This window comes from Aeromonas sp. R7-4 (assembly GCF_040908055.1).
Taxonomy (GTDB): domain Bacteria; phylum Pseudomonadota; class Gammaproteobacteria; order Enterobacterales; family Aeromonadaceae; genus Aeromonas; species Aeromonas sanarellii.
The window spans coordinates 74,137-87,739 of record NZ_JBFODA010000031.1 but is presented as its reverse complement, the minus strand read 5'-3'; the positions used below and the strand labels follow the sequence as shown (position 1 = coordinate 87,739).

The 13,603-nt window shown below is 60.6% G+C and carries 12 protein-coding genes; 4 read left to right on the top strand and 8 right to left on the bottom strand.

Going from position 1 to position 13,603, the window contains the following annotated elements; genetic code table 11:
- Window positions 1–22 precede the first annotated feature (22 nt).
- The 7 genes from ispC to rpsB all read right to left on the bottom strand — a co-directional run bounded on the left by ispC (window position 23) and on the right by rpsB (window position 6,194).
- Complete coding sequence (gene ispC, locus AB5Y72_RS07875; RefSeq protein ID WP_042074710.1) at window positions 23–1,219, bottom strand: 1-deoxy-D-xylulose-5-phosphate reductoisomerase; 1,197 nt, start codon at window positions 1,217–1,219, stop codon at window positions 23–25.
- 67 nt (window positions 1,220–1,286) lie between these two features.
- On the bottom strand, window positions 1,287–2,144 hold the full coding sequence (locus tag AB5Y72_RS07870) for a phosphatidate cytidylyltransferase (RefSeq protein WP_042074712.1): 858 nt from the start codon (window positions 2,142–2,144) through the stop codon (window positions 1,287–1,289).
- A 27-nt stretch (window positions 2,145–2,171) separates the two neighbouring features.
- Window positions 2,172–2,948, bottom strand: coding sequence for a polyprenyl diphosphate synthase (gene uppS / locus AB5Y72_RS07865; RefSeq protein WP_368198822.1), 777 nt, complete (start codon window positions 2,946–2,948; stop codon window positions 2,172–2,174).
- A gap of 72 nt (window positions 2,949–3,020) precedes the next feature.
- Window positions 3,021–3,578: a ribosome recycling factor gene (gene frr / locus AB5Y72_RS07860; protein ID WP_042074717.1), complete on the bottom strand. Its 558-nt coding sequence runs from the start codon at window positions 3,576–3,578 to the stop codon at window positions 3,021–3,023.
- A 95-nt stretch (window positions 3,579–3,673) separates the two neighbouring features.
- On the bottom strand, window positions 3,674–4,408 hold the full coding sequence (gene pyrH, locus AB5Y72_RS07855) for a UMP kinase (protein ID WP_010673405.1): 735 nt from the start codon (window positions 4,406–4,408) through the stop codon (window positions 3,674–3,676).
- 71 nt (window positions 4,409–4,479) lie between these two features.
- A complete protein-coding gene (gene tsf, locus AB5Y72_RS07850; protein WP_042074720.1) occupies window positions 4,480–5,361 on the bottom strand; it encodes a translation elongation factor Ts in 882 nt (293 codons plus the stop codon).
- Window positions 5,362–5,465: 104 nt separating this feature from the next.
- Window positions 5,466–6,194: a 30S ribosomal protein S2 gene (gene rpsB, locus AB5Y72_RS07845; RefSeq protein ID WP_042074723.1), complete on the bottom strand. Its 729-nt coding sequence runs from the start codon at window positions 6,192–6,194 to the stop codon at window positions 5,466–5,468.
- A gap of 359 nt (window positions 6,195–6,553) precedes the next feature.
- Between rpsB and map the strand changes: the two genes are divergently transcribed.
- The 4 genes from map to AB5Y72_RS07825 all read left to right on the top strand — a co-directional run bounded on the left by map (window position 6,554) and on the right by AB5Y72_RS07825 (window position 11,706).
- On the top strand, window positions 6,554–7,342 hold the full coding sequence (gene map, locus AB5Y72_RS07840; RefSeq protein ID WP_368198821.1) for a type I methionyl aminopeptidase: 789 nt from the start codon (window positions 6,554–6,556) through the stop codon (window positions 7,340–7,342).
- Window positions 7,343–7,406: 64 nt separating this feature from the next.
- On the top strand, window positions 7,407–10,049 hold the full coding sequence (gene glnD, locus AB5Y72_RS07835) for a bifunctional uridylyltransferase/uridylyl-removing protein GlnD (protein WP_202211502.1): 2,643 nt from the start codon (window positions 7,407–7,409) through the stop codon (window positions 10,047–10,049).
- Between the two features lie 179 nt (window positions 10,050–10,228).
- Complete coding sequence (dapD, locus tag AB5Y72_RS07830; RefSeq protein WP_025327920.1) at window positions 10,229–11,056, top strand: 2,3,4,5-tetrahydropyridine-2,6-dicarboxylate N-succinyltransferase; 828 nt, start codon at window positions 10,229–10,231, stop codon at window positions 11,054–11,056.
- Between the two features lie 266 nt (window positions 11,057–11,322).
- Window positions 11,323–11,706, top strand: a complete 384-nt coding sequence (locus tag AB5Y72_RS07825; RefSeq protein WP_042074730.1) for a DUF3461 family protein — start codon at window positions 11,323–11,325, stop codon at window positions 11,704–11,706.
- 170 nt (window positions 11,707–11,876) lie between these two features.
- On the opposite strand, the gene ptsG is transcribed toward AB5Y72_RS07825, so the two are convergent.
- Window positions 11,877–13,310 carry a PTS glucose transporter subunit IIBC gene (ptsG, locus tag AB5Y72_RS07820; protein WP_368198819.1) on the bottom strand — a complete coding sequence of 478 codons (1,434 nt, stop codon included), beginning with the start codon at window positions 13,308–13,310 and terminating at the stop codon, window positions 11,877–11,879.
- Window positions 13,311–13,603 lie beyond the last annotated feature (293 nt).

The following is a 13,603-nucleotide window of genomic DNA, read 5'->3' as shown; positions in this document are numbered from 1 at the left end:
GCACCTGGCCACCACAGTCCGTTCATACGGCAAGCTCCTTTATCAGTTGCTGGGCACGGACACGGGCCGCACCATCCAGGGCAATGAGATCCTCCAGGGAGCCTGCGGCACTCGTGCCCAGCGCGCTCATGACGGATTCGTTGACTCTGGCAATATCCATAAATCCAATCCGCTCTGCAAGAAAAGCCGCGACGGCCTCCTCGTTGGCGGCATTGAGGGAGGTAGTAGCCCCCTGCCCCTGCTGGCAGGCAGCGATGGCCAGCCGCAAGCAAGGATAGCGCTCGTAGTCGGGGCGAATGAAGCTGAACTCTCCGACACTGAAGAAATCCAAAGGTTCCACACTGGACTCGATGCGAGCCGGATAGGCCAGGGCGTGGGCGATGGGGGTGCACATGTCGGGGTTGCCGAGCTGGGCCAGCACGGAGCCGTCTTTGTACTGCACCATGGAGTGGATGACCGACTGGGGGTGGATCACCACCTGGATCTGCTCGGGGGCGGCGTTGAACAGCCAGCGCGCCTCTATGTACTCCAGCCCCTTGTTGATCATGGTGGCGGAGTCCACCGAGATCTTGGCCCCCATGGACCAGTTAGGATGGGCCACCGCCTGGGCAGGGGTGACCTTGGCCAGCTCGCCGATCTCCGTGTAGCGGAACGGACCGCCCGAGCCGGTCAACAGTATCTTGCTGATGCCAGCCGCGGCCAGATCGCAGAAGCCCGGCTGGCGCTGGATGGCCTCGGGCAGGCACTGGAAGATGGCGTTGTGTTCGCTGTCGATGGGCAGCAGCTCGGCGCCGTGCTGGCGCACCGCCTCCATGAAGAAGGCGCCCGACATGACCAGCGCCTCCTTGTTGGCCAGCAGGATGCGCTTGCCGGCCCGCACCGCGGCCATGGTGGGCGCCAGACCCGCCGCGCCGACGATGGCCGCCATCACGCTGTGGGCCTCGGGGTGGGACGCCACCTCGCACAGGGCCGCCTGGCCACTGAGCACCCGGGTCGCAGAGCCATGGGCCTTGAGCCTGCCCGCCAGATCGCTGGCTGCGCCTTCGTCCACCATGACGGCGAAGCGGGGAGAGAATTCGAGGCAGTCGCGCAGCATGGCCTCCACGCTGCGAGCCGCCGTCAGCGCCAGCACCTGCCAGCGCCCAGGATTGTGCCGCAGTACCTTGAGGGTGCTCTGACCGATGGAGCCGGACGCTCCCAGGATCACCAGGTTATGCATCAAGACTCCTGAATGGGTAACAGACTGATGGAGCGGGACGCTCCCGGGATCATCAGCGCGCGGGGCATCAAAACTCCTGACCGAGCAACAGGTAGCTGAGCAGGAACACGGGCAGGGCCGCCGTCAGGCTGTCGATGCGATCGAGGATGCCGCCGTGGCCCGGCAGCAGGGTGCCGGAATCCTTGATGCCCGCTTCACGCTTGAACATGCTCTCGGTGAGATCGCCGAGTACGGAGGCGAGCACCGCCAGCAGGGAGCAGATCAGCACGGCCGCCATCTTGGCCGGCACGAAGCCCATGAACCAGGTGACGCCGATGGCCAGAAGGCTCGCGGTGAACAGGCCGCCCAGCATGCCCTCTATGGTCTTGCCCGGGCTGACGGCCGGCGCCAGCTTGTGTTTGCCGAACGCCTTGCCGAAAAAATATGCGCCAGAATCTGCCGCCCAGACCAGTCCCATCACGAACAGCAGTATCCAGGCCCCCATCATGGGGTCGTGGTAGAAGTTGTAGCCCCGGATGGCCACCAGGGACCAGAAGAAGGGCACCAGGGTCACCAGGCCGAACAGGGACTTGAGCCAGACGGACTCTCGCCACAGCTTGGCGCTCTGCGGGTAGCGCAGCACCAGCAGCAGCCCCAGCAGCCACCAGCTGACCGCGGTCCAGAGCACGCCCATCACCAGTGGGTGCAGTTGAGGGATCCAGAGCTGCTCTACCGGCACCCAGAACAGGCTGGCCCCCAGCAGCAGACAGAACACCACCGGCAGCCATTGCTGCGGCTGGGCGGTCACGAAGGCGCTCCACTCGCGGCTGGCCAGCAGAAAGACCAGGGCGGCGAGCAGGGCAAAGAATTTCAATGGCAGGAAAAACAGCGCCCCCAACACCAGGGGCACTAACAGTAATGCGGTAATAATTCGTTGTTTTAGCAAAAGAAACCTCTCTCTTGGGAGCGGGGTTTAGCCGGTCTGTTGCGCGGCGATCAGTTCCCGGATCTGTTCGCCCGTACAGCCGAAGCGACGCTCGCGAGCAACGAAGGAGGCAACCGCCCCACTGAACTCGGCCTCGTCGAAATCGGGCCACAGGACCGGGGTAAAATAGAGTTCAGCATAGGCAAGCTGCCACAGCATGAAGTTGCTGATGCGATGGTCCCCGCCGGTGCGGATCAGCAGATCCACCGGCGGCAGGTCGGCCATGCAGACCTCGCGCGCCAGCGCGGCCTCATCGACCGCCTCGGCATCCAGCTCGCCGGCGGCCACGGCACGGGCCAGCTTGCGGGCCGCCTGGGCGATGTCCCACTGGCCGCCATAGTTGGCGGCGATGTTGAGGGTCATCCCCCGGTTGTTGGCGGTCAGGGCCTCGGCCTTGGCGATCCTGGCCTGCAGCCGCTCGCTGAAGCGGGCGGTATCGCCAATGACCTTGAGACGGATGCCGTTGCTGTGCAGCTTGCTCACCTCACGCCCCAACACCGTCATGAAGAGCTCCATGAGCGCATTGACCTCCCCCTCGGGGCGGCGCCAGTTTTCACTGGAGAACGCAAACAGGGTCAGCGCCTCCATCTTGGCACGGGCGGCAAAGGAGACGGCCTCACGCACGGATTTCACGCCCGCCTTGTGGCCAGAGACCCGCATCTTGCCACGGTTCTGAGCCCAGCGACCGTTGCCATCCATGATGATGGCGACGTGACGGGGCAAGGACGAGCTGGCGCTATCGCCCAGCGCTGCCAAAAGCGACATTCATTTCTCCCACAAAGACAAAAGCGCCGTGCAGGGGCACTACACGGCGCTCGTAATATACCTGTCGGAGGCTTAGATTTCCATTAGCTCCTTTTCCTTCACAACCAGGGCGTCATCCACCAGCTTGATGAAGGTATCGGTCAGCTTCTGGATCTCTTCCTGGGCGCGACGGTCGTCATCCTCGGAGATCTCTTTGTCTTTGAGCAGGGCTTTCAGGTCGGCGTTGGCATCGCGGCGGATGTTGCGAATGGCAACCCGGGCGCCTTCGGCCTCGGCACGGACGATCTTGGTCAGATCGCGACGACGCTCCTCGGTCAGCGGCGGCAGCGGCACGCGCAGGGTCTGGCCGTTGCTGGACGGATTCAGGCCCAGATCGGAGGTCAGGATGGCTTTTTCCACCGCCTGGATCATGGAGCGATCGAAGATGGAGATGGAGAGGGTACGGGCATCTTCTGCCACCACGTTGGCCAACTGCTTCAGAGGAGTGGCAGCACCGTAATACTCCACCTGGATGCCGTCGAGCAGGCTCGGGTGAGCACGACCGGTACGGATCTTGGACATCTGGGTCTTGAGCGACTCTACGCTTTTGCCCATGCGGTCCTTGGCGTCGTTTTTAATCTCGTTGATCACAGTGGTTTTCCTTTTGGCGAACGAGCCGGCGGGCGGCCCGTATCTATCTTGTTGACTGGCGTAATGGACAAGCGAGCCTGGGGCTCACACTTGCCTTACTTGCTGGCCTGGTGGATCAGGGTACCTTCCGGCTCGCCCATGATCACCCGGCGCAGTGCGCCCGGTTTGTTCATGTTGAACACCCGGATCGGCAGATCGTGGTCGCGGGCCAGGGTAAAAGCAGCAAGATCCATCACTTTGAGTTCTTTTTCAAGAACTTCATCATAACTCAGTTCTTGATAGAGCACGGCATCCGGGTTCTTGACCGGATCGTCGGTGAACACACCATCGACCTTGGTGGCCTTGAGCACGACGTCGGCTTCGATCTCGATGCCGCGCAGGCAGGCTGCCGAGTCGGTGGTAAAGAAGGGGTTGCCGGTACCGGCAGAGAAGATCACCACCTTGCCGGCGCGCAGCTGGCTGATGGCCTCTGCCCAGCTGTAGGAGTCGCAGACCCCCTGCAGGGAGATGGCCGACATCAGGCGAGCATTCACATAAGCACGATGCAGGGCATCACGCATGGCCAGGCCGTTCATGACGGTCGCCAGCATGCCCATGTGGTCACCCACCACGCGGTTCATGCCCGCCTTGGCGAGGCCGGCACCACGGAACAGGTTGCCGCCACCGATGACCAGACCGACCTGAACACCCAGCTCAACCAGCTCTTTGATCTCTTGGGCCATCCGTTCCAGCACCGCCGGATCAATGCCGAAACCCTCGGATCCTTGCAGGGCTTCACCACTCAACTTCAGAAGAACACGTCTGTATGCAGGCTTGGGATTGGTACTCATGTCACTGATTCCTGGTCATATAAAGACCGCGACATAAGTCGCGGTCTGGGGAAACGGAAAAACCGGTTCGATTAGGCCTTCTGAGCGGCCGCGATCTGGGCTGCTACTTCAGCAGCGAAGTCGGTCTCTTGCTTCTCGATGCCTTCGCCCACTTCGAAACGGGTGAAGGAAACAACGTCAGCGCCTTCTTTCTTCAGCAGCTCGGCAACGGTCATGGAAGGATCCTTCACGAACGGCTGACCAGTCAGGGAAACCTCACCGGTGAACTTCTTCATGCGGCCTTCAACCATCTTCTCGGCGATTTCTTTCGGCTTGCCGGAGTTGATGGCGATGTCGATCTGGATTTCGCGCTCTTTGGCAACGACTTCGGCAGACACGTCTTCCGGCTTGACGAATTGCGGGCTGTTGGCAGCGACGTGCATGGCCAGATCTTTGGCCAGCTCTTCGGAGCCACCGGCCAGCTTGGTGATAACACCGATGCGGGAGCCGTGAACGTAGGTGCCCAGGTTGTCACCTTCAACCAGCATCACGCGACGCAGGTTCATGTTCTCACCGATCTTGGCGATCAGGTTGGTGATGGTCAGCTCGACGGACTCACCGTTGCCGAAGTCGGCGGCTTTCAGCGCGTCAACGTCAGCGATTTTCTGGGTAGCGGCGATCTCGACGATCTTCTGACCCATGGCCAGGAAACCGGCATCCTTGGAAACGAAGTCAGTCTCGCAGTTCAGCTCGATCATGACGGCAACGTTGCCTTCGGTACGGGCGAAGATCACGCCTTCGGCGGCGATACGGCCCGCTTTCTTGGCGGCCTTGGCCTGACCGGATTTACGCATGTTCTCGATAGCCAGTTCGATGTCACCGTTGGCTTCTTCCAGCGCTTTTTTGCAATCCATCATGCCAGCGGCGGTGCGCTCGCGCAGTTCTTTTACCAGGGCGGCAGAAATGTTTGCCATGTCCAGTATCCTCGGTCTTGAATTGACAAGAAACAGGGGCCACAAGGGCCCCTGCTAACCAATTACATCAGCTTGGTTAATAAGGGCTTTGCAGTCCTTATCAATTACTCAGCTTCAACGAAGCCATCTTGTTCGGCTTGAACAACGATGTCCTGCTCACGGGCTTCCAGAACGGTGTCAGCAGCAGCGTTCAGGTACAGCTGTACGGCACGGATAGCGTCGTCGTTACCCGGGATGACATAGTCAACGCCGTCCGGGTTGGAGTTGGTATCAACGATGGAAACTACCGGGATACCCAGGTTGTTGGCTTCTTTGATAGCGATGTGCTCGTGGTCGGCGTCGACAACGAACAGAACGTCAGGCAGGCCGCCCATGTTCTTGATACCACCCAGGCTCTTCTCCAGCTTGTCCATTTCGCGAGTACGCATCAGCGCCTCTTTCTTGGTCAGCTTGTCGAAGGTACCGTCCTGGCTCTGGGTTTCCAGATCTTTCAGGCGCTTGATAGACTGACGAACGGTTTTCCAGTTGGTCAGCATGCCGCCCAGCCAGCGGTGGTTAACATAGAACTGGTCGCAACGCTCAGCGGCTTCTTTAACGGCTTCAGACGCGGCACGCTTGGTACCAACGAACAGTACCTTGCCTTTCTTGGCAGCTACGGAGCTGATGAAGTTCATGGCATCGTCAAACATCGGAACGGTTTTTTCCAGGTTGATGATGTGAACCTTGCTGCGGGCGCCGAAGATGTAGGACTTCATTTTCGGGTTCCAGTAACGGGTCTGGTGACCGAAGTGAACGCCGGCTTGCAGCATGTCGCGCATAGAAACTTTAGCCATTTTATACCTCTGTATTGGGGTTAGGCCTCCACACATCCCATGTAACCGACCCCAGAGGGGCACCCCGGTACAGGTGTCGATGTGTGTGTGTTGTTTGAGTAAGGGTGATGGTATGGGAAGACAAGTTCCCCATTCCGGCGCGCTTTATACCATAAGTTTGGTCACGACACCACCAGCCAGGGCGCTAAAAATGGATCCCGAACCAGGGTGCGACCGCCTGATGACGTTGCGATGACGATCACACTGGAAGTAAACGGGGGTTGGGGATAAAATTTCGCCCTGATTACAAACGCATCTATTTTTCATTACCCGATTGCCGGACATCAACGGATGCGCGATCGGGCCCCAAGAGAGATCCCATGTCCATTAAAATCAAGACACCGGAAGAGATTGAAAAAATGCGCGTTGCCGGCCAGCTGGCCGCCGACGTGCTGGTCATGATCGCCCCCCACGTCAAGGCGGGCGTCACCACCGACGAACTGAACACCCTGTGCCACAACCACATCGTCGACGTACAGCAGGCCATCCCCGCGCCGCTGAATTATCACGGCTTCCCCAAGTCCATCTGCACTTCGGTGAACGATGTCATCTGCCACGGCATCCCGAACCACAAGAAGCTGCGCGATGGCGACATCATCAATCTGGACATCACCGTCATCAAGGACGGCTATCACGGCGACACCTCCGCCATGTTCATCGTGGGCCAGACCACTCCCCTGCGCCGCCAGCTGTGCAAGGTTGCCCAGGATAGCCTCTACGCCGCCATCAAGCGGGTACGCCCCGGCATGTGCATCACCGAGATCGGCGCCGTGATCCAGCCCATCGTCGAGCAGGCCGGCTTCTCCGTGGTGCGCGACTACTGCGGCCACGGCATCGGCGCCGAATTCCACGAGGAGCCGCAGATCCTGCACTACCGCAACGGCGGCAAGCTGGAGCTGAGACCTGGCATGTGCTTCACCATAGAGCCCATGGTCAACAGCAAGAAGTACCACTGCAAGGTCAACCCGAAGGATGGCTGGACCGTCACCACCAAGGATGGCGGCGACTCCGCCCAGTGGGAACACACTCTGCTGGTGACCGAGGACGGCTGCGAGGTGCTGACCCTGCGCCCCGACGACACCATCGAGCGCGTTATCCGCCACGTTTGACATTCAACCCCGGCCGCACGCCGGGGTTGCTCTTTATCCGGCCAGACCGAGAGTGCGAGATGCCATGGATGCCAGCCTGCTTTCCCCCCACCTGTTGCCCGACGATCAGCTCACCCGCGACAACTGCAAGGAGTACCTGAGCCGCTTCCTCGCCTGGTTGCACGAACGCTTCGATGCCGGTGACAACATCATCGAACTGGTGGCCACCCGCTCCGAATACATGGATGCGCTGCTGACGAGGCTGTGGCACAAGTTCGGTTTCGACAAGACGGAACTCACCCTCATTGCGGTGGGCGGCTATGGCCGGGGCGAGCTGCACCCCCACTCCGACATCGACCTGCTGCTGCTCTACGAAGGGGATGAACTGGACGAGGTGCTGGGGCTGCGCATCGGCGAGTTCATCACCCTCTTGTGGGATCTCAAGCTGGAAGTGGGACAATCGGTGCGCAACGTGGCCGAGTGCATCGAGCAGGGGCGCGCCGACATCACGGTCGCCACCAACCTCATCGAGGCGCGCTACATCACGGGTCGCCTGGCGGGGTTCGAACAGTTGCAGGCTGCCACCCAGCCCCAGCATTTCTGGCCGAGCGAGGCTTTCTTTCGCGCCAAGCGCGAAGAGCAGGCCCTGCGCCACCAGCAGTTTCTCGGCACCGCCTACAAGCTGGAGCCGGATCTCAAAAACAATCCGGGGGGGCTGCGCGACATCCAGACCCTGGCCTGGGTCGCCCGCCGCCACTTCGGCGCCACCACCCTGTTCGAGATGACCAGCCACGGTTTCCTCAACCGGGCCGAGTACCGCGAACTGCTCGACTGCCAGAATTTCCTCTGGAAGGTGCGCTTCGCCCTGCACATGGCCATCAACAAGGGGGACAACCGCCTGCTGTTCGACCGCCAGCGCACCGTGGCCCAGATGCTGGGCTTCGAGGGGGAAGGCAACGGCCCGGTCGAGCAGATGATGAAGCGCTTCTACCAGACGGTGCGGCGGGTGGCCGAGCTCAACGAGATGCTGCTGCAACTGTTTGACGAGGCGATCCTCGGCAACACCGCCATGGACGTGCGCCGCATCAGCGACGAGTTCCAACTGCGCGGTCGCCTCATCGATGCGGTGGATTCCGAACTGTTCGGCCGCGATCCGGCCGCCATCCTGCGGCTCTTCTACCAGATAGCCCAGCACCCGGAGATCGCCGGCATCCACTCCGCCACCCTGCGCCAGTTGCGCGAGGCCAGGCGCACCCTGAGCTGCTGGCTGCAGGACCTGCCCGAGTGCCGCCGCCTCTTCATGGCGCTGCTGCGCCACCCTAACGGCATCGGCCAGCCGCTCACGCTCATGCACAAGTACGGGATCCTCGCAGCCTACCTGCCCCAGTGGAATCTCATCGTCGGCCAGATGCAGTTCGACATGTTCCACGCCTACACGGTGGACGAACACACCCACAGGCTGCTCCAGAACATCCATCGCTTCCCCAACCCGGCTAGCCGCCAGACCCACCCGCTCTGCCACGAGGTATTCACCCAGCTGCGCAAGCCCGAGCTGCTCAGCATCGCGGCCCTGTTCCACGACATCGCCAAGGGCCGGCGGGGGGATCACTCCGAACTCGGCGCCGTGGATGCGCTGGAGTTCTGCCAGTTGCACGGGCTGGATCGCTACGAGAGCCGGCTGGTCGCCTGGCTGGTGCGCCACCACCTGCTGATGTCGGTCACCGCCCAGCGCCGCGACATCTACGATCCGGACGTGGTCACCGACTTTGCCCAGAAGGTGCGCGACGAATTACACCTCGATCTGCTCTATTGCCTGACCGTGGCGGACATCTGCGCCACCAACGACACCCTGTGGAACGACTGGAAAGGGACCCTGCTTCGCGAGCTCTACTTCGCCACCCAGAAGGCCCTGCGCCAGGGTCTGGAGAACCCGCCGGACATGCGGCTCAAGATCCGCGAGAACCAGCGTCAGGCACGGCAGATCCTGGCCCAGCGCGAGGTATCCCTGGATGCGGTCAACGCCCTCTGGAACGACTTCAAGGCCGACTACTTCCTGCGCCACAGTCCGGAGCAGATCGCCTGGCACTGCCGCAAGATCATCGCCCACGGCGATAACCCGGCGCCCCTGGTGCTCATCGGCAAGCACCCCATCCGGGGCGGCAGCGAGGTGTTCATCTATTGCCGCGACATGCCCAACCTGTTCGCCACCGTAGCCTCGGCGCTGGATCAGAAGAACCTCAGCATCCACGACGCCCAGATCATGAACTCGCGCAACGACTATGTGCTGGATACCTTCATCGTGCTGGAACCAAGCGGCGAACCCATCAGCCCCAACCGCACCGCCACCATCAAGAAGGCGCTGGAGAAGGCGCTGCAGGAGCCAGGCAAGCTGGTGCTACGCAGCAAGCCCCTGTCACGGCGCCACCGCCAGTTCAGCGTGCCGACCCGGGTGGTGTTTCTGCCCCACAGGGGCGAAAACCGTCACACCCTGCTGGAGCTGACGGCACTGGATACCCCTGGCCTGCTGGCCCGCATCGGTGCCGTGTTCCAGCAGTGCGGCCTGTCGCTGCACGCCGCCAAGATCACCACCATAGGCGAACGGGTGGAGGACTTCTTCAGCCTCACCACCCTGGCCGGGGAGCCCCTGAGCCAGGCCGAGCAGCAGGCGCTGGAAGAGCGGCTGGTCAATCAGCTCAACCCGCAGGAACCCGGCGAGGCGGAGGGCTGAACAGGCCGGACGAAGGTCCCATAAGAGCCTTTGTCTCGTATTAATTTTTCAATCATAACAAGTGGTTGGGCCACTCAAGCACAATAAATCGCCTTTCTTCTCAAGAAATCGGCGAGAGCCCTTAAAAACAATTGGAAAAGTGTGATACAACAAACAGAATTTTTTAGAGGAAACTTGTCATGACCCAGTTGCAACAGACCATCGAAGCGGCCTTCGAGCGCCGTGACTCCATCACCCCCGGCTCCGTCGATGCCGCCACCAAGGCCGCCATCCTGGAGGCCATCGATCTGCTGGACTCCGGCAAGGCCCGCGTCGCCGAGAAGATCGCCGGCGAGTGGGTCGTCCACCAGTGGCTGAAGAAGGCGGTGCTGCTCTATTTCCGCATCAATGACAACGGCATCATCAAGGGCGACGATGCCCAGTACTACGACAAGGTTCCCCTCAAGTTCTCCGACTACAGCGCCGAGCAGTTCAAGGCCGCCGGTGTACGCGTGGTGCCGCCGGCCACCGCGCGCAAGGGCTCCTTCATCGCCCCCAATACCGTGCTGATGCCCTCCTACGTCAACATCGGCGCCTTCGTGGATGAAGGTACCATGGTCGACACCTGGGCCACCGTTGGCTCCTGCGCCCAGATCGGCAAGAACGTGCACCTCTCCGGCGGCGTCGGCATCGGTGGCGTACTGGAGCCGCTGCAGGCCAACCCGACCATCATCGAAGACAACTGCTTCATCGGTGCCCGTTCCGAGGTGGTGGAAGGGGTGATCGTCGAGGAGGGCTCCGTCATCTCCATGGGTGTCTTCATCGGCCAGTCCACCCGTATCTATGACCGTGAAACCGGCGAGATCCACTATGGCCGCGTCCCGGCCGGCTCCGTGGTCGTCTCCGGCTCCCTGCCTTCCAAGTGCGGCAAGTACAGCCTGTACGCCGCCGTCATCGTCAAGAAGGTGGATGCCAAGACCCGCGCCAAGGTCGGCATCAACGCCCTGCTGCGTTCCATCGACGAGTAATCCTCTTGGCCGTGATTAAAAGGGCGCCTGATGGCGCCTTTTTGGTTGCTCTTGTCCCGCCCGCACCCGCTTTTCTAGTAGATCGACGAGAGTCCCTTCATCACTTCGCCAGACGGCGATAGCGGCAAGGGGCTCTTCCCATGATCCATCCCCTGAACACAGCACTCCTTTGAGCCCCTCCTGAATTTGGCGCACCTGTCACAGGCAAGCGGGCCCGACTCGGGTAAGATAAACAGGTCAGGATCGTTTCAAACCAAGGAAGCCCGATGTACGAGAATCTGAAGAGCCTGGGGATCCAGGAACCCACCTCAGTGGACAGCTACACCCTGCGCCAGGAGGCCAACCACGACATTCTCAAGATCTATTTCAAGAAGCAGAAGGGCGAGTTCTTCGCCAAGAGCGTCAAGTTCAAGTATCCCCGCCAGCGCAAGACCATGCTGGTCAACTCGGGTACCCATGAATACAAGGACGTCACCGAGATCAACGCCAACCTCAAGTACGTGGTGGACGAACTCGACAGCCTGACCCAGGGCGGACAGACCCAGGCCGATCCGGACATCAAGCAGAAGATACTGCGGGACCTGCGCCACCTGGAGAAGGTGGTACAGAACAAGATCAGCGAGATTGAGCGGGATCTGGAGAAACTCTGACCCCATTCCATTCAAAAAGGCGCCATCAGGCGCCTTTTTTATGGCCGCTGGCCAGCCCTACGCCACGAGCCAGGCCCGGGACCCTGCGCGATGATGCCGACTCCTGAACGGCGGGCAGAAAAAAGGGAGGCTTGTGCCTCCCCTTTCGGAACTCGGTATGAAAGCAGGGATTAGTTGCTCTTCATCCAGATGTCCATGTCGGTTTTCAGGTTGTCGGACTTGGTGCCGAAGATGGCCTGTACACCGGAACCGGCAACCACCACACCGGCAGCGCCCAGCTTCTTCAGACCAGCCTGGTCAACCTTGGCCACGTCCTTCACACCGACACGCAGACGGGTGATGCAGGCGTCCAGGGAGGCGATGTTCTCTTTGCCACCGAAGGCGTAGACCAGAGCGGCAGACATCTCATCCTTGCTCTGACCGGCAGAGGACTCTTGTGCGCTCTCATCTTCGCGACCCGGCGTCTTCAGGTTCATGGCACGGATCACCACGGTGAAGACCACGTAGTAGATGACGGCGTAAACCAGACCCAGACCCACCAGCAGCAACATGTTGTCGGCACGGGGTGATTGCACCACGAAGTCGATGAAGCCGTTGGAGAAGGTGTGACCGTGCACGACACCCAGCGTGTTGGTCAGGACATAGGCCAGACCCGCCAGCAGCGCGTGAATGGCGTACAGCACCGGAGCCACGAACAGGAAGGAGAACTCGATAGGTTCGGTAATACCGGTCAGGAAGGAGGTCAGGGCGGCAGAGGCCATGATACCGACGATCTTGGCACGGTTTTCCGGCTTGGCAGCGTGTGCGATGGCAAACGCAGCGGCAGGCAGACCGAACATCTTGAACAGGTAACCACCGGCCAGCTGACCGAAGCCGTTACCGGCAGCGCGGGACGCATCGTCCGCGGTCAGGAAGCAGGTCATGATGCCGTGCACGGTTTCACCGGCGGCGTTGACACAGGTACCCGCCTGGTAGAAGAAAGGCACGTTCCAGATGTGGTGCAGACCGAACGGGATCAGGGAGCGCTCAACCACGCCGTAGATACCGAAGGCCAGAACCGGGTTCTGGTTGGCAGCCCAGTCGGAGAAGGCACCGATGGCACCACCGATCGGCGGCCAGATGAAGGAGAGGACCACACCCAGACCGATGGAGACGAAACCGGTGATGATGGGCACGGCACGCTTGCCTGCGAAGAAGCCGAGGTACTCGGGCAGCTGGATCTTGTAGAAGCGGTTGAACGCCCAGGCGGCAACACCACCGGCGAGGATACCGCCCAGCACACCGGTATCGATGCTCTCGACGCCCATCACAGGGGCCATCACCTTCAGGGTGGCGACCATGATGCCGTAGCCGACGATGGCGGACAGGCCGGATACACCGTCGTTATTGGTGAAGCCGAGAGCGACGCCCACGGCAAACAGCAGAGCCATCTGGCCAAAGACGGAACCACCGGCCTGCTCCATCAGTTGAGAGACGATTTCCGGCAGCCAGCTGAAGTGGGCAGCCCCCACCCCCAGCAGAATACCTGCTACGGGCAAGACCGATACAGGCAGCATCAGCGCCTTACCGACCTTTTGCAGATTAGAGAATGCATTTTTTAACATGTGTGCGCTCCTGAATGGATTTTTTTTCCGACAACGACCCCGTACAGTTTATGGATGACCACCTGCTTCATCCGCGATTGTACTGGAGCGTTTCCCGGGTTGCTTATTTTGACCACCAGAATATAACCCAGCAGATATGGAATTGCCTCTACCGAGGACAAGGGAATAATAAATTTGGAGGAGAGATCACAAGATAATAAATAAGCAGGAAGGGTGTAATCTTGAATATTATTTCGCGTTGTTATAGCAATACCGCAAAAAGAAAAAAACCACTTCAAAATAAATCAAGGAGA